Source organism: Bradyrhizobium sp. LVM 105 (assembly GCF_003957705.1).
Lineage (GTDB): Bacteria > Pseudomonadota > Alphaproteobacteria > Rhizobiales > Xanthobacteraceae > Bradyrhizobium > Bradyrhizobium frederickii.
In genome coordinates this window covers 355415-376638 of the sequence record NZ_QZMV01000007.1, presented here as the reverse complement: position 1 = coordinate 376638, position 21224 = coordinate 355415, and the positions used below count along the sequence as shown (strand labels likewise).

The 21224-nt window shown below is 57.9% G+C and carries 18 protein-coding genes and 1 pseudogene; 5 read left to right on the top strand and 14 right to left on the bottom strand.

Annotation, left to right across the window (positions count from 1 at the left end):
• Positions 1-438: 438 nt before the first annotated feature.
• From D6B98_RS22045 to D6B98_RS22035, 3 genes are read right to left on the bottom strand one after another with little or no spacing between them, the layout of a single operon-like run.
• Positions 439-1647, bottom strand: a complete 1209-nt coding sequence (locus D6B98_RS22045; RefSeq protein ID WP_126259012.1) for an ABC transporter substrate-binding protein — start codon at positions 1645-1647, stop codon at positions 439-441.
• Positions 1648-1685: 38 nt separating this feature from the next.
• The gene (locus D6B98_RS22040; RefSeq protein ID WP_126259011.1) at positions 1686-3344 is read right to left on the bottom strand and encodes a hydantoinase B/oxoprolinase family protein; all 1659 of its coding nucleotides are present in this window, start codon (positions 3342-3344) and stop codon (positions 1686-1688) included.
• 3 nt (positions 3345-3347) lie between these two features.
• Positions 3348-5381 (bottom strand): hydantoinase/oxoprolinase family protein, encoded by a 2034-nt coding sequence (locus tag D6B98_RS22035; protein ID WP_126259010.1) that lies wholly within the window; start codon positions 5379-5381, stop codon positions 3348-3350.
• 111 nt (positions 5382-5492) lie between these two features.
• On the opposite strand from D6B98_RS22035, the gene D6B98_RS22030 reads away from it, so the two are divergent.
• Both D6B98_RS22030 and D6B98_RS22025 read left to right on the top strand, forming a co-directional pair.
• Positions 5493-6128, top strand: coding sequence for a helix-turn-helix domain-containing protein (locus D6B98_RS22030; RefSeq protein WP_126259009.1), 636 nt, complete (start codon positions 5493-5495; stop codon positions 6126-6128).
• Positions 6129-6233: 105 nt separating this feature from the next.
• The gene (locus tag D6B98_RS22025) at positions 6234-7439 is read left to right on the top strand and encodes a saccharopine dehydrogenase family protein (protein WP_126259008.1); all 1206 of its coding nucleotides are present in this window, start codon (positions 6234-6236) and stop codon (positions 7437-7439) included.
• Positions 7440-7482: 43 nt separating this feature from the next.
• On the opposite strand, the gene D6B98_RS22020 is transcribed toward D6B98_RS22025, so the two are convergent.
• The 5 genes and pseudogenes from D6B98_RS22020 to D6B98_RS22000 form a co-directional block, all read right to left on the bottom strand.
• On the bottom strand, positions 7483-8649 hold the full coding sequence (locus tag D6B98_RS22020; RefSeq protein ID WP_126259007.1) for an NAD(P)/FAD-dependent oxidoreductase: 1167 nt from the start codon (positions 8647-8649) through the stop codon (positions 7483-7485).
• 41 nt (positions 8650-8690) lie between these two features.
• Positions 8691-8795: pseudogene (locus D6B98_RS41495) on the bottom strand (hypothetical protein); the annotation flags it as partial.
• 281 nt (positions 8796-9076) lie between these two features.
• Positions 9077-9298 (bottom strand): NAD(P)H-dependent oxidoreductase, encoded by a 222-nt coding sequence (locus tag D6B98_RS22010; RefSeq protein WP_126259006.1) that lies wholly within the window; start codon positions 9296-9298, stop codon positions 9077-9079.
• Positions 9299-9396: 98 nt separating this feature from the next.
• Positions 9397-9723: a CopD family protein gene (locus tag D6B98_RS22005; protein ID WP_126259005.1), complete on the bottom strand. Its 327-nt coding sequence runs from the start codon at positions 9721-9723 to the stop codon at positions 9397-9399.
• Between the two features lie 133 nt (positions 9724-9856).
• Positions 9857-10612 carry an SDR family NAD(P)-dependent oxidoreductase gene (locus D6B98_RS22000; RefSeq protein ID WP_126259004.1) on the bottom strand — a complete coding sequence of 252 codons (756 nt, stop codon included), beginning with the start codon at positions 10610-10612 and terminating at the stop codon, positions 9857-9859.
• A 285-nt stretch (positions 10613-10897) separates the two neighbouring features.
• On the opposite strand from D6B98_RS22000, the gene D6B98_RS21995 reads away from it, so the two are divergent.
• Positions 10898-11794, top strand: a complete 897-nt coding sequence (locus D6B98_RS21995; RefSeq protein ID WP_126259003.1) for an AraC family transcriptional regulator — start codon at positions 10898-10900, stop codon at positions 11792-11794.
• Positions 11795-11891: 97 nt separating this feature from the next.
• Here the strand turns inward: D6B98_RS21995 and D6B98_RS21990 are convergent, their stop codons facing one another.
• The 4 genes from D6B98_RS21990 to D6B98_RS21975 all read right to left on the bottom strand — a co-directional run bounded on the left by D6B98_RS21990 (position 11892) and on the right by D6B98_RS21975 (position 16508).
• Positions 11892-12863, bottom strand: a complete 972-nt coding sequence (locus D6B98_RS21990) for a helix-turn-helix domain-containing protein (RefSeq protein ID WP_126259002.1) — start codon at positions 12861-12863, stop codon at positions 11892-11894.
• Positions 12864-12946: 83 nt separating this feature from the next.
• A complete protein-coding gene (locus D6B98_RS21985; RefSeq protein ID WP_126259001.1) occupies positions 12947-13732 on the bottom strand; it encodes an N-acyl homoserine lactonase family protein in 786 nt (261 codons plus the stop codon).
• A 3-nt stretch (positions 13733-13735) separates the two neighbouring features.
• Positions 13736-14506, bottom strand: a complete 771-nt coding sequence (locus tag D6B98_RS21980) for a fumarylacetoacetate hydrolase family protein (protein ID WP_245481436.1) — start codon at positions 14504-14506, stop codon at positions 13736-13738.
• Between the two features lie 316 nt (positions 14507-14822).
• Complete coding sequence (locus tag D6B98_RS21975; RefSeq protein ID WP_126258999.1) at positions 14823-16508, bottom strand: MFS transporter; 1686 nt, start codon at positions 16506-16508, stop codon at positions 14823-14825.
• 329 nt (positions 16509-16837) lie between these two features.
• Here D6B98_RS21975 and D6B98_RS21970 point away from each other — a divergent pair, with 329 nt between their 5' ends.
• Positions 16838-17449, top strand: a complete 612-nt coding sequence (locus D6B98_RS21970; protein WP_126258998.1) for a helix-turn-helix domain-containing protein — start codon at positions 16838-16840, stop codon at positions 17447-17449.
• Positions 17450-17677: 228 nt separating this feature from the next.
• Positions 17678-19105, top strand: a complete 1428-nt coding sequence (locus D6B98_RS21965) for an NAD-dependent succinate-semialdehyde dehydrogenase (protein ID WP_126258997.1) — start codon at positions 17678-17680, stop codon at positions 19103-19105.
• 163 nt (positions 19106-19268) lie between these two features.
• On the opposite strand, the gene D6B98_RS21960 is transcribed toward D6B98_RS21965, so the two are convergent.
• On the bottom strand, positions 19269-20165 hold the full coding sequence (locus D6B98_RS21960) for an SDR family NAD(P)-dependent oxidoreductase (RefSeq protein ID WP_126258996.1): 897 nt from the start codon (positions 20163-20165) through the stop codon (positions 19269-19271).
• 264 nt (positions 20166-20429) lie between these two features.
• Positions 20430-21176 carry a glucose 1-dehydrogenase gene (locus D6B98_RS21955; RefSeq protein ID WP_126258995.1) on the bottom strand — a complete coding sequence of 249 codons (747 nt, stop codon included), beginning with the start codon at positions 21174-21176 and terminating at the stop codon, positions 20430-20432.
• Positions 21177-21224: the final 48 nt, after the last annotated feature.

The window sequence follows — 21224 nt, the reverse complement described above, 5'->3', positions numbered from 1 at the left end:
CCGCACGGCAGCCTAACCCCGGCAGAGGCTCCACTTATCGACGCGGATATTCTGTTCAGACAACCGGGGCCAGCTCAGATTAAGAGACATACTGCTGCCGTTGACTTCCTTAGTGAATTTTCCCAACCGGGCCAAAATCCCATCATTAAAGATCAATAGCTTACAACGAGAAATCGAACCAAAAGGACCGTCGCGCTCGTTCTCTAGGCTGGCGTTGGTTCATCAAGGAAATCCATCAACAGCACCAAAGAACTTGCGTCCGTATTTAGTTCGCCAGCCAGACCGAAAGCATTGCGCCAAGATTCATTAAAGCTCCGAGGGCAGCCAGTGCGCGCACGTGGCATTCGGTGAGAGCCGGCAGCTCGGAGTCCGGTGGTTGCCAGAGCGGGTGCATCGACCGGTTCTTTCTGAAGACTTGGTGATGCCGCTGTACTAACCTCACTTGACGAGGTCGCAGCCCCCTTCATTGAGCGGACGAAACGCACGATCTGCTTCGACGTTTCCGACCGCCTTGTAGTAGTCCCACGCTCCGGTCGATTCGCCGCGCGTTTTCACTTGGTACAACGTTATGGGATACAGAACCCGGCCGTCGATGCGAATCGAGCCGGTATGGCCGAAATAGTCGACTGGCGCCTTTCGCATCTCCGCCGTGACCAGATCCGCATCTACTGAATCTGCGCTCTTCACCGCTTTCAGATAGTGCGTGATGGAAGCATAGACAGAAGCTTGTTCCTTCGTCGGCATTCGCTTGGTCTTATCGAAATAGCGCTTCGACCAGGTCCTGGCGACGTCGTTCTGATCCCAATAGAAGCCCTCGGAAAGCAGCAAGCCGTTTGTCGCGTCCAAGCCCAGACTGTGGACGTCCGTCAGGTACACAAGAAATCCGACCAGCTTCTGCCCGCTGTCAGAGATGCCAAACTCCTTGGCTTGCTTGATCGAATTAATCAAATCGGCGCCGCCGTTCAGAAGTCCGATGACTTGAGCCTTGGAGCTCTGCGCTTGCAGAAGGAAGGAGCTTAGGTCGGCAGTATTAACGGGATGTCGCGCCGCTCCCAGCACCGATCCACCTGCTTCGGTGATGAATGCCGTGACGTCCCGTTCCAACGCGTGGCCGAACGCATAATCGGCTTCCACAAAGAACCATGTCTTGCCTCCATTCTTTACAGTGTTTTGTGCGGAGGCTTTCGAATAGGAATAGGTGTCGTCCTGCCATGCCGTACTATACGGAGAACAAGCTTTCCCGGTAAGATCTGAGCTCGATCCCTGCATCAGCGTGATGCGACGGGCCCGTCGGCCGATCTCTTGCACGGCCAAGGCGACCGATGAGACCGGCACATCGGCGATGGCATCGACACCTTCGACATCGAACCAACGACGAGCCGTTGCCGATCCGACGTCGGCCTTGTTTTGGTGGTCGGCGGAAATGATCTTCACGGGGACGCCGTTGATGGCTCCTCCGAGATCATCAATCGCCATCTGGGCAGCGATCACCGAGCCCGGACCACCCAGATCGGCATAGGGCCCGCTCATGTCGTTCAGGATCCCGATCTTGACAACATCCTTCTCGATCTTTGCTTCGCAGGGGACGACCGTGGAAAGTCCGAGCAGGGCCGCAACGCTCATACCGATACAATAACGAATAATCATAGGTGATGCCTCATCGTTGATGAAAACGGACCGTCAACTCATTGGACGATGCTACGATCGTCCGTCGTGATCAGAGCTTGTTCGAGATCGTCCCGAACAAGCTTGGGATCGCGATCTCGCGGATCGCCGTATCCGCCCCCGCCGGCGGTTTCGATCACGAGACGATCGCCGCGTCGGAGCTCCGTATTGCCTTTCGATGGAAGGTTGATTTGTTCGCCATCGCGTTCGACCACGAATCGGGAATTCGCGCCGGGCTTGCCGCCGAACAATCCCCATGGACGTATCTTGAAGCGGTCGGAGTAGGAATTGAACGTGACGCCATCATCCATGATGCGATACACACGTCGCGCACCCAGGCCGCCGCGATGTTTTCCCGCACCGGCCGACCCGCGGCGGAGCGCGTATTCCTCCACCCGCATGAAGGGGTAGTCGGCTTCGAGCGACTCGACGGGGACGTTCGAGCAATTTCCCGCGTAGCCATCGACGACATCCGCGCCGTCCGAGCCGGCCGAGGCGCCCCACCCTCCACCGACGACCTCCATGTACACCCGGTATCGGTCGGCCCCCATATGACCCATGCCGATCGCGTTCGTTGTATCGTGGCCGGACGTCAATACCTGGTTCGGGACCACTTCAGACATCGCGAGCATGATCGAATTGTACACCCGATGGCATGCGTTGTTGCGGGCCCTTACCGCTCGGGGCTGGCTAGGATTGAGAAACGATCCATAAGGGACTTTCACGGAACGAATCGGCCGATAGAGACCGTCATTGACCGGAATGCGGCCTCCGCCCAGCAGGATTGCAATTGCTCCATAGGCCGCCGACACCGTCGAGGCGTGCGGTGAATTGATCATTCCCTTGGTCTGGGGCGAGCTGCCTTCAAAGTCGATTTCGATCTCGTCGCCATCTATGGTGATCTTGACCGAAACCCGCAAGGGATCCGCTGTGAAGCCGTTGTCGTCGACAAAATCTTCAGCGCGATAAACCCCGTCGGGAATTGCGCGCACTGCGTCACGGGCGAGCCGCTCGGAGTAATCCTGAAGATCGCGCGCCGCAGCCAGCGCCGTCTCCTCGCCAAATCGATCGAGCATCTCTATGAAGCGAGCCTGACCGGTTCGATTGGCGGCCAACTGTGCATAGATATCACCCATCACGTCGTCAGGCGGCCGGACGTTGATCCTAATGAATTGTTCCAGAAGACCGTCGCCGAGATCGCGATCCACGTCGAACCGGCAGAGCGGGATACGCAAGCCTTCCGAGAACACGTCGGTGGCGCTGGCGTTGGGGCCGGCCGCCCCGCCGCCGACATCGATATGATGGCCGAGCGATGCACTAAACGCCAGCAGCTTGTCACGATAAAAAACTGGCGTGAACAGAACGATGTCGTTGAGGTGCTGGGCGCCGTGGTAGGGATCGTTCGTGATCAGTCCTTCGTTTGGCTTGATTGTCGAGAGATCGAACTTCGCGGCGAACGCCTCGAACACCTTGCCGAAGGAGTTCATGTGGATCGGGCAAAACTGTGCCTGGGCGATGATGCGTCCATTGCGATCGAGAAAGGACGTCGAACAGTCTCTCGCCTCGCGGATGATGGTTGAATAGGCCGAGCGCACGAGCTTCTCGCCCATTTCCTGCGCCATGCCATGCAGTCCGTGGCTGATGATGTTGAAGGTCGCTTGATTGAGATTTGTGCGCATGGCCTAGGATTCCGGAGTGAGAATGAGCGCGCCGGTCTTGTCGACGGTGACTATCCATCCTGGCGGTACGAACGTCGTTGCTGTCGGCTCCTCGATAACTGCGGCACCCTTGACGACCGAGCCCGAAGCCAAACTGCTGCGCCAGGCGAATCGACAGGGGATTTTTCTGCCTCCGGAGGAAATCTGTCCTTCCTCGATTTCTGCCTCGCTTTTCTTTTCGCTCATCCGGGTCAACGAGGTCAGCACCGCTGAGGGCGTCGGGACGTGCGCAGTCAGACGGAATGTCACGATTTCGATCGGCGCAGCGCGGGATGTCGAGCCGTAGCGGGCCTGGTGAGCGGCACCGAACACTTCGCGAAGGTAAGTGACTCCGTCGCGATCCAGGCGATCAAGGTCGATCGTCGCCAAGAGCTCGAAGCCCTGCCCCGCGTAACGCATTTCGAGGGCGTGTTCGTAGACGATTTCGGATGCCGCATAGCCGTATTTGATGAACTCCGATTCCGGCTCGCGCTTCATCAGGTGGAATGCGCTTGCGATCGTACGGGAGCTTTCGGCATCCACGGGCAGGAAACGGGTCTCCCGATAGATTCGCTTGACGTCGGCAACGAGAAGACCCAGCGCGGAGAACAAGCCCGGATAAGGCGGGATCACGACGCGGCGTATCTTGAGGTCGGAGGCAGAGAGCGCGCTGATCATCGGCCCCATGCCTCCGTAGCCGTAGAGCGAATAATCCCTCGGATCGTGGCCGCGCTGAACCGAGACGAGGCGAATTCCCTGGCTGATATGCGCAGTGCTGATGTCGACCATCGCCTGGGCCATTTCGTCGATGTTCTGGCCGAGCGGTTCAGCAAGCGTCTTCAGCGCCTGATCGGATTTTTCCGGATGCAACGTCATCCTGCCGCCGAGAAAACGGTGCGGCCGGATCCATCCAAGACGCACCAGCGCGTCGGTCAGGGCCGCAGCGCTGCCGCCATGTCCGTAACAGGCTGGGCCCGGCCTTGCGCCCGCCGAGCGGGGCCCGACCTGCAGCATTCCACCTTCATCGATCCAGCCGATGCTGCCCCCACCCGCGCCTATGTTTGCAATGTCGACGCTGGGCAGCCCGACCGGCAGCCCGTCCACTTCCGTTTCGGCAGTAATGCCGGGGGTCCCGTTCGCAATGAGGCAGATGTCCGCACTTGTTCCGCCTACGTCCAGCGTAATGACGTTGCGATCACCGATGACGCCCGCCATCCGCGTCGCCCCGATTACGCCCGCGGCCGGCCCCGAATTGAGCATCTCCACGCCCCGGCCATGCGATCCGGAGCTCGGAAGCACACCGCCCGACGATTGCATCACGAACAGACCGCTTCCGGGCGCGCGATCGCCGAGATGATCCTCGAGCCGCCGCAGATATCGACCGACCAGCGGCACCAGATAGGCGGCCATCACCGTTGTCGACGCCCGCTCGTACTCGCGGAATGTCGGCAGCACGTCCGACGACAGCACCACGGGCAGATCCGGATAGCGTTTGTTCACGATCCTCCGCACCGTCTGCTCGTGCTCGGGATTCCGGTAGGAGTGCAGCAGGCAGACCGCGAGCGCTTCGGGCTTTTCCTTTTCGATCAACTGGTCGATCGTCCGACACAATTCGTCTTCGTCGAGAGACAGAACGGCTTGCCCAGAGACATCCATACGCTCGGTCACTTCAACGGAGCGCTTGAGTGGTATCAACGGCTCCGGTTTCTCGCAGGCGATCGCATAGACGTTCGGACGAAGCTGCCGCTGCAACACCAAAAGATCGCGGAAGCCGCGAGTTGCCAGGAATGCCGCGCGGCATCCCTTCCGCTCGATCACCGCGTTGGTGGCCACGGTGGATCCGTGAAACAGGTGCGTCAGCTTGGGAAGGTCAGCGCCAAGGGACTGTGAAAGACCATCGATCACACCGATCGACGCGTCATGGGGGGTTGAAGGCAATTTGTGCGAACGGACATGATCGCCCTCAATCCAAATTAGATCGGTAAAGGTACCCCCGACCTCGATCGCCATCTTGATCATCAATGCAAATCCGCACTTCACTGGTTGGACAGCCAAAAAGGGACAATTCCGGCTGGAACTCGCCCTCCCGATGAAGTACGACAGAGAAGCAAAATTTTAGCAAGAGTGAAAATGAAGCGAGATGACCGAAAAGCCGGCAAGTCGGTGCCGAGCCGACAGGCGGGAGCCAAAAGTCGAAGCCAAAAGGGCAGCCCGGCCCTGGCCGATCTTCTACGGGAGGCCCGGAAGAATAAAGATTTGAGCCTTCAGGAGGTCGCGGATGCCACCGGACTATCGGTAGGGCTGATCAGTCAGATCGAACGGGGCCTAACCACACCTTCCATGCGATCACTTAGGCAGATCGCCGATGCCGTGGGCGTCTCGGTGAGCTCCCTCTTCGCAAGGACAGACGCTGAAGATGTCGGCGAGGACCGCCACATCACCCGAAAAGACAAGAGACGCGTGCTAAATCTCGATAGTATCGGCATGCACATGGAAATCATGACCCCCGCTGAGGGGGCTCCAATCCAGGCTTTCGTGGCCTACCTTCTTCCCGGCGGGATGTCCGGAACCGAATTCGACAGCCACGTAGGCCATGAGTTCGGAATCATCATCGATGGCCAGCTTGAGCTTTTCCTCGGCTCTCAAAGATATTTGCTCAATCCTGGCGACACCTTCAGCTTCAATTCGGAAACGCCCCACCGCTACGTCAATTCCGGCACCACGATGACTTACATCCACTGGGTCATCACGCCGCCGATCTATTGATCAGCCTCCCCAAAAAATCCTTTGCATTGCGACCGCTCAGGTTGATAAATTTCACTCTCGCTAAAAAATGCGATTTTCAGCCGCCGCGATGCGAAAGGGAAACTGATGGCAAAAATACTCGTTCTGGGTGGCGCCGGAGCCATGGCGAGCGGTACGGTGCGGGACCTCGTCGCTCCCTACTCGTCCCGCGCCATCGAGTTGATCACAGTTGCCGACTTCGCTGCCGATCGCGCCAACAAGCTCGTTGCCGAACTTGCGGATCCACGGCTCCGGGGCGTCGAGCTCGATGTCAATGATGCCGGTAAGCTGGCAGACCTGCTGACGGAGCACGACCTCTGCATCAACGCAGTTCCCACCTTCGCAGGTCATCAGATGGCGATCTTCGAAGCGTGTCTGCGAGCCCGGCGCACTTACGTCGACTACGGTGGAATGGGCGTCTTCACCGTACAACAGAAGAAGCAACATGACGCCTGGAAGGCTGCCGGCGTCACCGCGGTGTTGGGACTCGGAGCCGATCCGGGCGTCTCCAATATGATCTGCAAGGCAGTGGCTGAGCGGCTGGATACGATTGATCGCATCAATCTCTATTGGGCCGCCACCTTGGTCGGAGAAGAAAATCCGATTCTCGTGCCGCCTTACAGTGTCTCCACCATTCTCGGCGAATATGCCAATCCCTCGATGCAATTCCTCGACGGCTCGTTGAAGGAAGTCGCTCCGCAATCCGGAAAGGAAACGCTTCTCCTGCCCGAACCTTGGGGCCGCACCGAATTCATGTATACCCAGCACTCGGAACCTCTCACCGTACCGTTCGCGGAAGGTATCCGAGAGAAGGGCATTCGCGAATTCACTTGGAAGCTGCATTTGCCGCACCGCGAGCACGAGGCCTGGACAGGATTGATCAAGGCCGGGTTCGGGGCCTTTGATCAGCCGATCGAGATCGGAAACGCCAAGATCACGCCGGCCGAGTTCCTCGAAGCCGTGATCGCGCGCAACATTGCCACCAATGGTCATCGCATTCCTGCGCAGCAGAGCCACGAGATCCATCTCGCGATCGGTCACGGCACGAGTGGAGGGAAAAAGACCACTCTGAATTTCGCTGTGATCGGTCATCCGCATCCTTCGTTCGATGGTTTTGTCGATGCCGGCACGTCGATGGGGCTTTCGATCGGCGTACAACTGTTGCTGTCGAAAGAGCGAAAAGCCGGCGTCTGGGGACCTGAAGAGTACTATGACGTTCCATCCTTTTTGGCCGAGTTGCAGCGGCGCCACTTCGAGGTCCACGAAAACATCGACGTCGAACCTGCCCCCTAGCGGCAGGCTCGATTGTTCCTCAAGGGCATTCCTCCAACTCAGCTCACATGGCGCCGGATTGTCTATCCAGAGGCCCCTCGGAAAACCGGGACAATCGGAAGGCATCGAGATCGAGCGGCGCGATGCCTTCGAGAATCAGACTCGAAATGACCTCCCCTACGGCGGGCGCCAGCGCGAAGCCGTGACCGTTGAATCCGGCGACTAGCATCAAGTTCTCGAACCCGCAACGCGACATGATCGGAATTAGATCCGGTGTCGCATCGATGCGACCAGCCCATGTGCGTCGGGTGCCGAGAGTTCTGAGCTCCGGAAAGACCCGGTAGAATTCTTCCAGGTTTCGTCCGACGAGCTTCTGATTGATCTCAGGGTCCTCATTCGGAATTGACAACCGGCGGCTCCTTAGTTGATGCCGCAACGTATGTAGCGCTTCTCGTCCGAACCTGAGTTGAATCACGCCCCTGTTGGCGATGAAGGTTGGAATGAATTTGCCGAAATGGCCGAAAGAATGCAGCCCGATGTCGTGCTCCGCATCGATCCCGCGATAGCCGTTCGACACATAAAAGCTGCCATCAAGCTTCGGCCTGAAAGCAACCCGCGGCGACCAGACCGGCACCGATAACCGTTTGTTGGAAGGATATGTTTGCGCGACTGACGCACGCACGGGCTGGACCGGAATCGATATGCCGACGCCCCTCACCAATTCGGCGCTACCAACGCCTGCCGCCACGACGACTTGCTTTGCGCGCACGACGCCATCGGCAGTCACGACGGATACGTTACCCGAAGCCGACCTTTGCAACCGCATTACCGGGGAATTCTCCTTGAAGACAACGCCAAGCCTTTTGGCCGCAGCGGCAAATGCCAAAGACGCCTTGATCGGCTCCGCATGCCCGTCGCCCGGCGTAAAGAGGCCGCAGACCCATTCCCGACGCTCGCCGTGAAAGAGTTTCGAGATCTCGTGCGAGTCGATCAGATCTGACTTGATGCCAGCAGCAAGCGCAGCCTTCAGCGTGGTGTTCAGACGCTGCTCATCTTCGGGCGTTTCAGCAGCGAGCAGAATACCCGAACGGACATATTCGAGATCGGCATCGAGCTCGTCCTCGAGGGTCTCCCACATCCGGCATGCCTTTGCCGCGAGAGGCATTTCCGCCGAATGTCGGCCCTGTTGACGGATGAAGCCCCAAGCTCGGCTCGACTGTTGCGCTGCGATATTGCCTGTTCAAGCACAATCACGCGGGCGCGACGGAGAGCGAGGTGATAGGCGATGGCGCAGCCGACGATGCCGCCGCCCACGACCACAACGTCGAAGACTGGTTCAAACGAAATCGACGATCGCTGGTCATGTACAATTTGCATGTGGCTCAAGCTGCCTTGAGGCGACGCACCCCGCAATTGCGCGGCATCAAACCGCAATATTCCGACAGCCTCGCGTGGTCGAATGAATGGTAGAGAGCCCCTCAGGTCGGAGCGCTTCATTTTCGTCGCGCCATTGCTTCTGAAGAACCTGGAGTATTCGCGCCATGGAAGGCCTTGGGCACGTCGGCAAGCATAAATGGGCCCGGCAGGACCATCACCCCTAGTCGATAAAGTACCATTTGGAGAGCGACTTGCGAACGCACGGCCCCACCTGCTCCCGACTACGCCGACATGACGGCAGCCAGCTTGCCAAGGAGCACCGAGCCCTCCCGTTTCTCGTATTCCTCAGGAGGGCTGATCCAGTCGATACTGTTCTTCAGGAGCGCCGTATAGCCGCCATTGTGCTCGGGGAAAGCGATCGACAAGCCATGGGGTTCCGCAACGAGCAAACGAAGCTCGCGCCGAAGCTGGGCGTGTTCGGCTTCCCAATCGGCCTCGTACAGATGGGCAACTCGTAGTCGGCGAGTGAGGAAACTGTAACCCGGGCGCTGCGCACCGCTCGCTAACGAATTCGGTTATACCCGGCGAACCCATACATTGGTTATGAGCTCTGATACATCTTGTATGAGAGCAGCGCGATCCGAAGCGATACTGAGATAGCGACTAGCAGGAGTTTGCCGTCCAGCCAGCCGACGGTGAACCAGTGTCCACTCCAAGCGAAATAGAGTCCGATCAGCCAAGTGACGACTGCGGCTGGATTGATGATCGCCTTCACAAGCCAATGCTGCATGATCTTGAACGTCGCGGACTGTTTCGCGCCTATCTCGCGTCCGCAACGATGGATCGACAGTTGGGGCATATAGAGCATGCCGGCAATCCAGGAAATTGCTGCAAACGCATGCTGCGCCTTGATCCGCTTATACCTCATATTTCGGTTCGCTTCTGTCGTTGGACGCCGCGTCAGTATCGCGCACTCCAGCCGATTCCAGTGCCCGCCCTCCAGATCGTTCGCTATCTAAGGAGAGCTGGAGACGGGCGTGTCACCCGTCTCCAGCTTGAGATCATATCACTTGACCGCCGGAAACCTCGATGCGCTGGGCATTGATCCAGCGGTTGTCTTCACCGAGCAGGCTGGCAATCATGGGACCGATGTCGTCCGGTACGCCGACGCGCCCCAGTGCGGTCATGTCAGCAAACTGCTTGTTGAGGTCTGGCATGTCGCGAACTGCACCGCCGAGGAAGTCGGTTTCGATCGCGCCCGGTGCCACTGTGTTCACCGCGATGCCGCGGTTGCCGAGTTCCTTTGCCATATAGACGGTAAGTACCTCCACCGCGCCCTTGGCCGCCGAGTAGGCGGAGAACCCCGGGAAAGAGACCCGAGTCAGGCCGGACGAAAAGTTCACAATCCGGCCTCCATCAGCAAGAAGCGGCAGCAGAGCCTGGGTGAGGAAGAAGACGCCCTTCACGTGAACGTTGAAGATCGCGTCGAACTGCGCCTCTGTCGTTTCCGCAAAGGAAGCCATCTCTCCATGGCCGGCATTGTTGACGAGATGGTCGAACTTGTCGGCACCAAAGGTGCTTCGCAGAGCGCCGCGCACCTCCTCGACGAACGCCGGAATGCTGGATACGTCGCCAACGTCAAGCCGAATCGCAACCGCTTTGCGACCCAGGGCCTTGATCTCTTGAACGATCGACTTGGCCTCTGCCTCGCCGCTGCGATAGGTGACGATGACGTCCCCGCCGTGGCGGGCGATGCTGAGGGCGGTATTGCGGCCAAGGCCGCGGCTGGAGCCGGTAACGAGGGCAATTTTGGTCATCTTCAACTCCTGTCAAGAATGTGTCGTTTTCGACAAGGGTCTTATCCCTCAATCCGTCCCGCAGCGGTTGCCGGTTCCTTCTCCTTCCTTGCTCATTCCTACGGAGTCAGGCGACCTCACTCATGCCAGAAAAAAGCTGACGACCATGAAGCGCGCGAGCGAACTGTTATTATAAGCCCTCCCACCGGCAAGCGACTTTAGGTGGATTGCTCAATACTTTCGTATTCTTGCCTATTTGTACGCATGAGGGTTGCGTAAACATCGGACAGATCTAATTTGAGCGATATGTCAGACAATCTGCTCGATACGATCCGCCGCTATGCGGATGCCAACGCCGATGCCCAAGGCATCGCCCGCACCTGCATACCCGGATTGTTCGCTGTCCGAGCAACGACGCCCACTGCCTTAGCATACGATATCTCGCGACCGCTTGTGGCCCTGGTAGTCCAAGGCTCCAAACGCGTAACCACTGGCAGCGATACATTCGACTTTGGCGCCGGAGAGTCGATGCTCATTGCAGCTGACGTGCCGACGATCAGCCAGATTACTAGAGCTGATCGGGGCAAGCCCTATTATTCGTTCGTGCTAGAGCTGGATTCGGCAGTAATCGAAGCATTGACGAGGGAGATCGATGTCGTTGAAGCCGACCGAGGAAACGGTCCGGTGCGCATAGACCCGACTGAGGCCGAGGTGGCGGACGCGGCTCTGCGTTTGATGCGTCTCCTCGATCGTCCTGCGTCAATTCCCTTACTTCAGTCGCACCTACTGCGCGAGTTGCACTACTGGCTTCTAGTCGGACGTCACGGGGCGGCCATTCGAGGACTCGGCGTCGCGGAGAGTCACGCTAGGCGCATTGCGCGTGCAGTTGCCATCATACGGGCGGAATTCGCGCGACCGCTGCGCGTCGAGCGGCTGGCCGAAGCCTCGGGAATGAGTCCCACCTCGTTTCATCAGCACTTCCGTGCCGCAACATCGCTCTCTCCACTCCAGTTTCAAAAACAGCTGCGGTTGATCGAGGCTCGCCGGTTGATGCTCTCCGAAGGTACGTCCCCAAGTAATGTGGCCCATACCGTGGGTTACGAGAGTGTTCCCCAGTTCACCCGCGAATATGGCCGCTTTTTCGGCGCTCCGCCGGTACGGGACATCAAGAACGCCAAGAGCAGGCTTCAGATCGCGGCTTGAAGACTTTCACCTAACGTCGGCACGACGGCTCTGCCATAATTGCGCATTACTGACTAAATCGCGGACTGCGCCTTGCGAGAGCAGTGCCTTCTTTTTCTTAATGGTTGGCCGAGCAATCAGCCGGCCGGTTATCGATCTCAGTCAATCCCAAGCGCGAACCGCGAAACTCGGAAGGAGTCATACTAAACTTTGCCGCGAAGGCGGCGGAGAAATGAGATGATGTTGAGTAGCCGCAGGCAGCACCCACCTGTGCCACCGAGAGGTCCGTCGATATCAACATTTGTCGGGCAGCATTCAAGCGTAGATCTGCCAGAAATTGGTAGGGCGTCTGACCAACCTTGGTTTTGAAAAGCCGCGTAAAGTGATACTTGCTGATGCATGCCTCGCCGGCGAGCTGCTCTAGCGTAAGCGGCTGAGCGAAATGGGCGGACATGAACTCGACTACCCGACGTAAGCGCGCGTCGGAAATCGCACCCGCACTACGATCCTCGATGCTGGAGCCGCTGGGCCCATGGCGAGAGATTAGGTGAACGGCTAACCAAGCTGCGACTGTCTCCGCATAAAGATTGCTGTCTCCATTCGCCATCGCACGAAGAAGGGCGACCGTGATGTGCGCAATGGCTGGATCCCGATCCACCAGAGAATTGAACGTAGGCAGAAGATACGGCTGGCCGGCGCGTCGCAGATGTTCCGCCGCCGACGCCAACTGTCCGACGGGCAGATAGATCATTGCCCATTTGAAATCGCCGTCCTGCGGAACAGGAAAGCGGTACCGGCTCTGGTGGTCATTTCGATGGAGGCATATGGATCCAGGCGAATGCGCATCGAAGCGCCATCGGCTCCGGCTGAAGAATTCGCAGGAATACCGGCCCGAGATAGACACACCAATTCTCGCGTCCGGCGTGCGGATTGACGTGTAAGGTTCGTTGGATTTCAGTCCGACGTGGAGATCAACTAGTAACGACGTCCAGCCCAGATCGCGACTGGAAGTGCTTCGAGCGGACGGGATGACGCTTCTGCACGTCAAGCTCTCTTTTGAGATCGAATAAGTCATCGAATCGGCGGTCAAGCGGAGCACCTTGGACGCTGTCGAAGACGTAAGAGTGGACTACACCGCCTTCGGTGGCAGAATACCCATCCCTTCTAGTTTTATCAAACAATCCAATTCGGAGCGTGATTCAGCGTTTCGCTCTGAGCGGTGTCATGGTTTACCCACATAGTCGCTTTCTCGGCCCTCAGAAGCGCATCGACTTTATCCATCGACGCAGCGGTTGCCCTCTGATCCGCATTGAATGAAGGTACACGACGGTGGTGAAAGTTCTCCCTATTATGAGCTACGTCGCCGCTCAACAATATCGGACCGCTTTCCGGGAGTTGGACCAGGAGCGAGCAATGCCCTAGCGTATGTCCTGGCGTGAAAATGAGACGAACTGCGCCATCCCCGAATACATCATGATCGCCATCCACCAATTCGACGTCATTTTGCCTCATGGTCTCATATAGTTCCGGCAGATAACCGAACTCTTCGGGATTTGGGCCGAACATTGCCTCGTACTCCGCCCGTTGCGCGACCCACCTAGCTTTCCGGAACAGACGACAGTTGCCGACATGATCGAAGTGAGCGTGGGAAATCGCTATTACCCCGATGTCGTCGGCGTTTACACCGATCTCGTCCAGTTGCGACGTCATCGTCTTGCGAACGATCCCGCGGATACCGTGAGCTACGATACGCCCTTCCGGCTCCCGAGCAAGCTCGTCTTGCGTTCCTGTGTCCCATAGGAGCCAATTACCCCTATGGCGGATGAGATAGGCATTGCAGCTCAATGTCATTGGCACACCGACATTTATGCCGGGCGAATAGATTGAGCTATCCTCAACCTTGGCCAATCCGCCGTCGAGGATGAATATCTTTTCGATCGTGGCGACTTTGTTCGTCATCTGTTACGCCAAGCTCACGCGCAATTCGCCAAGGCCCTCAACTGATGACACGATCTGATCGCCAGCCCTCAGCCATTCGCGCTCCTCTCGCGGGGCTTTCTCACCTAAGATCACTCCTTGCGGCGTGCCCGTGAAGAGGATGTCCCCTGGCTTGATGGTCATGACGCCGGAGGCGTAACTGATCAGTTGCCTACAGTTGAATATCATATCCCGCGTGTTCCAATCCTGGCGGACCTTTCCATTCACCCAGGTCTGCAATCGTAAAGCGTTAGGATCGGGTACCCTGTCCCTAGTCACAAGCCACGGCCCGATGGGACCGAACCCATCGGACGTCTTGCCCGCGAGAAACTGAGAAGTTCTGGTCTGCAATTCTCGAGCGCTGAGGTCGTTACCTGTCGCGTAACCGGCCACGACATCGAGAGCGTCAGCTTCTGAAACATCCCGACACTCCTCGCCAAATACAATGACGAGCTCGGTCTCGTAATCGAACTGCCGGGCAACCTTTGTCGGCAAACGGACGACCCCACCATGCCCGTTGAGGGCATTGTTGAACTTGTTGAAAAGAGGTGGAGCGGCCGGGATGGGCGTATTCGTTTCTGCGGCGTGCTCTCGATAATTGAACCCTACGCAAATGATCTTCTCTGGTCGCGTCACCAGCGGCGCAAACGAAACTTCCCCAATGGGAATGAAAACTGCCTTGCCCTTGTCGCGTTCGACGGCATCAAGGACCGCACGCACGTCTGAAGCCCGGCGGTTTTGCAGCAGATCGTCCATGTCACGCGGGCCGGGCAAACCGCATGAAGCAGCTGTCGCTGTTACATTGAGAACTCGCTCTCCGACTTCCACACCGAGAGCAAGAGCGCCATCAATGCGTAGGTTAGCCAAGCGGGAATTCAGACTTGAAACGTTCATGTCGCGTCTGGTCATTGATGTCGTCGCTTCTTTGATACCTCGAGAATATCTTCTATAGAAGATAACTTCAATGGGCGATTTGGTATGGCCGGCATGATCTCAGCTGCTGAAGTTCTGCTGACTCTCAGGACGATGAATTGCCACCAGAGAGCAGTAGCACTGCCCCTCCGGCGACCGGTCACTCCGCCTCCATCGGCTTCTCGCGATAGAAGAGCCCGGTGACAACTATGCCGACGATCAGCCACCCGATCGTATACCAAAGGCCCGCAAATATGTTGCCTTGGGCAACAGCGATCGCGAAGGCGAAGGTCGGGAGCAAGCCGCCGATCCAACCGCTGGAGAAGTGATATGGAAAAGACATCGCTGTGTAGCGGATTCGGGCGGGGAACATCTCGGCCATCGCGACCCCGACTGGCGCGTAGCCCAGCGCCATGGCCAAGAGTAGCACCAATAGCAAGCCGACTATTTTGGCTTGATCCAGACCATCGGGGTTTCCTGCCGCGCCGAACCCGGCTTGCTTAACCGCCGCCATCAGATCTCGCGAAAAGCTAGCTTGGTTGAGGCTTTCCGGCGCCCCGACCGAAATGATCCAATCTCCCACGCGAACTTCCGTGACTGGCGAGCCGGGACGATCGACCCTCGTGTAGTTGACCGAGGCGGCGGACAGAACTTGACGGGCCACGTCGCAGGGCGAGGTAAATTTCCTGTTGCCCAAGGGGTTGAACATGAACGAGCACCCGGATGTATCTGTCTGAATCGACACTAGCGTCTCTGCCTGGGCTTTTGCGAGGGCAGGATTTGCCAAATTGGCGATCTGATGGAAGATCGGGAAAGTCGCCACAAGTCCCAAAATGAAGCCCGCGAGGATGACTGGCTTCCGTCCCAGTCGATCGGAAAGCCATCCGGCAAACCAGATCATTGGAATTGAGCAGAACGCCGCGACGGTCGTGACAAGGTTCGCGACCGGCATCGGAACGTTCAGCGTTCGCGAAAGGAAGAACAGCGGATAGAGCACCGCATTATAGTAGACGACCGACATCCCGCCGCCGATCCCGATCAGCGCGATCGCGAGCAGCTTGAGGTTTTGCCGGCTTCCGAACGTTTCGCGGACGGGACTGCCCGACAGTCGCTTCTGCTCCGCCATCCTCTGGAAGACAGGCGACTCGTGCATTTGCAGGCGGACTCGAACCGATAAGCCAAGCAGAACGATCGAGATCAAAAATGGAATGCGCCACGCCCAAGCATCGAAGGCACTTTGTGAGGCCAGCGCCTGAACAAGCTGGATCGACAGCAGAGCTGTCAGGAAGCCTAGTGTACCGGTCATTTGAATAAAGGAAGTGCTGAGACCGCGTTTGTTCCTTTCTACATGCTCGGTCACGTAGATGACCGCGCCACCATATTCGCCGCCGAGCGCGAGGCCCTGCAACACGCGCAGCGTTACGAGCAGAATGGGCGCGAAGATCCCGGCGGTCTCATAGATTGGCAGCAAGCCGACAGCGAAAGTCGACAACCCCATGATGACGATAGTGATCATAAAGGTCCGCTTGCGACCGATAAGGTCGCCGAGCCGGCCAAAGAAAATTGCACCGAAAGGTCGAACAACGAAGCCGACGCCGAACGTCAACAATGCAAAGATGAAACTTATCGATGGATCCAAGCCGCTAAAGAATTTAGCGGCGAGGATGCTTGCCATAGCAGCATAGAGCGTGAATTCGTACCACTCGAAGACGGTCCCCATGGCCGCCGCGGTGATCGTGCGAACTTGCGGGCCGGAGGGAACGGCGGACTCCAACGGCTCGGCTAAAGATTCCGACCTCCGCAGTTCGACTGTTCGTTCTGACAGAGTCGCTCGGCCGCCCAACATGATTTCCACTCCCCTCTGGTAAACGAGATTATTTTTGGACGCGAACTGCCTCGTCGCGCCTTCATAGCGTCATGCCGGACCCACCGCGTTCGGCGTGCAAACTGGCATGGCTACCTCGCGTCAATAGCGGCGCTCCGCCTTAACGTCGCATCTCTTATAGCAGAATAATTTTCCTATGGAAGATATTTTTTCTTACATAGCAGAATTTGTTTACTTTAGTAGATACCGCATGCATCTTCCACCGCTCAACCGGTCAGCAGCTCAAGTGACAGAGCGCGGGATCGTGCTTAAGTAGAAGCGGTTTGACGGCAGGCTGGAAGTGATTCGGAATGGCTAGGTCAGCGGTGAAGAAAATTGGCAGGCAGGATCCTGTAAGCCGGGCCTTTGGCGACCGTGTCCGGCTCATGCGCGAACAGGCCGATTTGACGCTGGATCAGATCTCAAAGCTGTCGGGCGTCAGCCGAGCCATGCTTTCCAAGGTGGAACGAGGGGAAAAGAGCCCAACAATCGGCGTTGCCAAGCGTATTGCGCACGCCCTTGGAACTTCGTTCTCGGCGCTGGTGGGCGACGAGACTGTCGCGCGGCGTGCATTCGCTTTGGTGCGCAAAGACCAAAGACAGGTATTTCGGGATGCCGAGACAGGCTTTGAACGCATTCTCCTGTCACCTGTCATGGCTGGGCTGCCTGTTGAGGTGGTGCTGCATCACCTCCCACCTAAGGCATCTACCGGCAAGTTGCCTCCCTATCCCGCCGGGGTCACAAAGCACGTAGTGGCAACGCGGGGGCGCGTCACTGTCGGAATCGACAATGTCGAGACCGTCCTCGAAGAAGGAGATACCTTGTACTTCGAGGCCGACGTGGAGCATTGGTTCGAAAATCGGAGCGCCCGCCCTGCAGAGTATTACCTCGTGATTTCGGCCGCTCAGGCGCTTTCTCGATAACTAAAGCTGACTCGTGATCGACAGGATCACCGCTCACCTGCTTTCTAGCTCTCAGAAATTCTCGCTTCATAGTCGGTTCTGACGACTCGATGATACGGGACAGGAACGGCGACGTAAGACTTGCCGCTCGGTACGCAACTATGGTAGAAATCTACTATAGAAGATTGCGTCTTCCGTCATTGGGCGCCCCGGCGCCGCTGCAGGACGCAACCAGCTTAAGGAGACGCCATGACAATCGAGTTTCCATTGGTGATCAACGGCCATTGGCGCGAGGGTTCATCCAAGCGCAGCGAGGACGTACTCAATCCGGCGACCGGTGAGGTTATCGGCAGGGTGGCACACGCTACATCGGTCGATCTCGACGAAGCTTTAGACGGGGCAGCCGATGGGTTGGTTGAGTGGCAGGCCGTGGTGCCATGGCAACGCGGTGGCATTTTGAAGAATGCAGCGGATCGCCTCCGATCCGACATTGAATCCATCGCACGCACAATCACCAAGGAGCAGGGAAAGCCCATCGCCGAGGCCAAAGCCGAGGTCATTAGATCTGCAGAGTTCCTCGAATGGGGCGGCGAACAAGCGAGACGCATCGCGGACCGGTCCCTTCGTGGTCGAGATGGGCGCAACAGGATAGAAATCGAGACGCATCCAATCGGTGTCGTCGCCGCCTTCACTCCCTGGAACTTCCCCATGGCTCTAGCGGCCAAAAAGTTCGCGGGAGCGCTCGGCGCGGGGTGCTCGATCATCTGCAAGCCGTCGGAGGAAACGCCAGGCTCTGTCTTGGCGATGGCGAAAGCTCTCCTGGCCGCTGGTGTGCCGTCGAAGGCGATTTCGATCGTGTTCGGCAAACCCGACGAGATTTCCAACTACCTCATCCCCGCTCCCGCAGTCGCCAAGATCACGTTCACCGGCTCGATCCCGGTTGGAAAGCAGCTGGCAGCAGCAGCCGGCAGGGTCATGAAGCCGGTCACCATGGAATTGGGCGGGCACGCACCCGCCATTGTTTGCGGTGACGTCGATCCGGAGAAAGCAGCTGACGTTCTGGCAAAAGCCAAGTTCGCAAATGCGGGCCAGATTTGCCTCTCGCCAACGAGATTTTTCGTGGAGGAGAACATCAGCCAACGCTTCACTGCCCGCATGATTGAACACGCAAAGTCGTGGAAGATGGGCGATGGAATGGATCCCGACTCGCAGATGGGGCCGCTTGCGAACGAGCGACGGGTGCAGGCAATGGACCGGCTCGTGGACGACGCTCGAAGGCGGGGTGCAACGATTGCCGTAGGAGGGCAGCGCATTGGCAACCGCGGGTTCTTCTATGCGCCCACCGTAATGATAAACGTTCCCGAGAGCGCCGAAATCCTGCATTCCGAGCCATTCGGGCCGATCGTCCCGATCTTGCCGTTTGCGGACGAGGAGGACATGCTTAGGCAGGCCAACGGATTGGAGTTTGGACTTTCAGCTTACGTCTTCACAAATGATGCCATGCGCCAACGACGTTTGAAGGATGCGCTCCACTTCGGAACGGTGGGCGTCAATGAGTTCGTCACACACCTGCCTGAGGTGCCACTGGGAGGATGGAAAGAAAGCGGCTTTGGAACTGAGGGAGGACTCGAAATTCTGGCTCCCTATCAAAAAACCAAGTTCGTCAGCGTCTGGTGATCGGCATGTCCAGACTCGACTTGCGTAGTCGAATGCATGCGCCGCAGACTAGCCTTTCTCGATGACCGCGAAGAGAGACGCGATCAGCGCAACTCCCTAACGAGTTTTAGGGAGCGCCCAAGATCGTCGCAGTGACCCTGAAACCGGCGCCACATTACCATTACTAGTGCTCCGCTCCATCGACTGGCTCCCAAGGCTTGCTCGGCATAACGAGGGTGCTTCCGCCATCTACCGCCAACACCTGGCCGGTTATGAAACGCGCTTCATCAGACGCGAGGAATACTGCAGCTTCCCCAACGTCCCATCCCTCACCCTGCCAACGCATAGGCACCGCGTTGTCGCGCGATCTCATCATCTCCTGGAGACTGGCGTGATTTTTCTTGTGCGCGAACTGCACCATGGGTGTAGAGAGCAAGCCTGGCGCGATCGCGTTGCAACGAATCCCTTTCGCTGCGTATTGCGCAGCAACACTCATGGTTAGTGCGTTCACCCCTCCCTTCGAAACGGCATACGCAATCCATGGAACGGTGAACCTGACCGCAGCGAAGGACGAGATATTGATGATCGCCCCCCTCATTTGACGCTCCATTACTGGAAGCGCCCATTTGCATGTCAAATACATGCTTTTCAAGTTGACGGAAATGACCTGATCGAAGTCGTCTTCTGAACATTCCACCGGGCCACCCATTTTTGCGAGCCCGATGTTGTTATGAAGCACATCAATTCGGCCATTGTGCGCGAGCGATTTTCCAATCGTCTCCTTGACATCATCAGACCGAGTTGCGTCGCAAGCAAGCGCGTAGGCGGTACCCCCCTCGCCCCGGATGAGTTCGGCCGTTGCAGCCGCCGCATTCAAGTCGACGTCGACGCAAGTCACGACCGCGCCATGACGGGCATAGACGAGTGCAGTCGCCTTGCCGACGCCATAGACCTTGTCGCTGACCTGCCCCAAACTCCAGCCTTCCGCGACCTCGTTTGCCGTCCCGGCGCCGAACAGCAAAACGTGACGCCCCTCGAGCCGGCATCCGCTTCTCTTCTTGGTGAGTGGAGGAATGTCCATAGAGTCCTCGGATAAGCGAATATTACCTCGTGATCTTCACTGCCCCGGGGAACCGCGCGACGCGATAGCGAGTTCCGCCCGTCCGACCGAATGCGGCCTGTTTGGAGCTCAAATGGGCTACCTGAAGGAAGGTTTATTTCGGAAAAAAACCGGAGCTTCCTGCGAAGCTCCGGGCAAGTCGGGAGGACGCCCAAAGGGCGATCGTGCCGTCGTTTTGCCTCCGCGTTTGGCAGGCTCCACTGACGGCCGCGAATCCCGGTACACTCAGATCGTCCGTCCGCCGTCTATGGGAAGCTCCACCCCGGTGATGAATTCCGCCTCGTCTGAAGCGAGGTAGACAGCGGCAGCGGCAACATCCGAAGGGCGACAGAGGCGACCAAGCGGAATGCTCGCGATGAACTTCTGGCGATTTTCGGGAGTGTCCGGCACTCCTAGCAGCGCTTCGAGCAAAGGAGTTTCTGCAGCCACCGGACACAATGCGTTGACACGTATCTTCCAGGGCGCGAGTTCGACAGCGAGGGAACGGGACATCAAGTTCACCGCCCCCTTCGAAGCGTTGTACCAAGTCAAGCCAGGTCGCGGACGGATGCCGGCCGTCGAACCTACGTTCAGGATTACTCCCCCTCCCGCGTCCCGCATTATCGGCACGACGGCTTGCACAAAATGGTAGATCGACTTCACGTTGACGTTGAAGACGCGATCGAAGGAAATCTCGTCCGTTTCGAGCAACGGTTGATTGCGATGGGTGGTCCCGGCATTGTTGACCAGGATCTGTGGTGTTCCCAACCTTGCCGCCGCCTCTGCGACCGCGGCTACGTCGTCGGCGCGAGCCACGTCGGCAGTCACCGCTATCGCGGCGCTGCCGATTTCACTCGCCACCCTCGTCGCCGCTTCTCCGCGCAGGTCCGCGACGACAACCTTGGCTCCTTCTGCCGCAAATCGCTTGGCAATGGCTTCGCCGAAACCGCTACCCCCACCGGTAACGATTGCAACCTTGTCCTTCAATCTCATTTAGCTTCTCCAGCTTAGTTCACGATACCGTCCAGCGAAGGCGCCTCG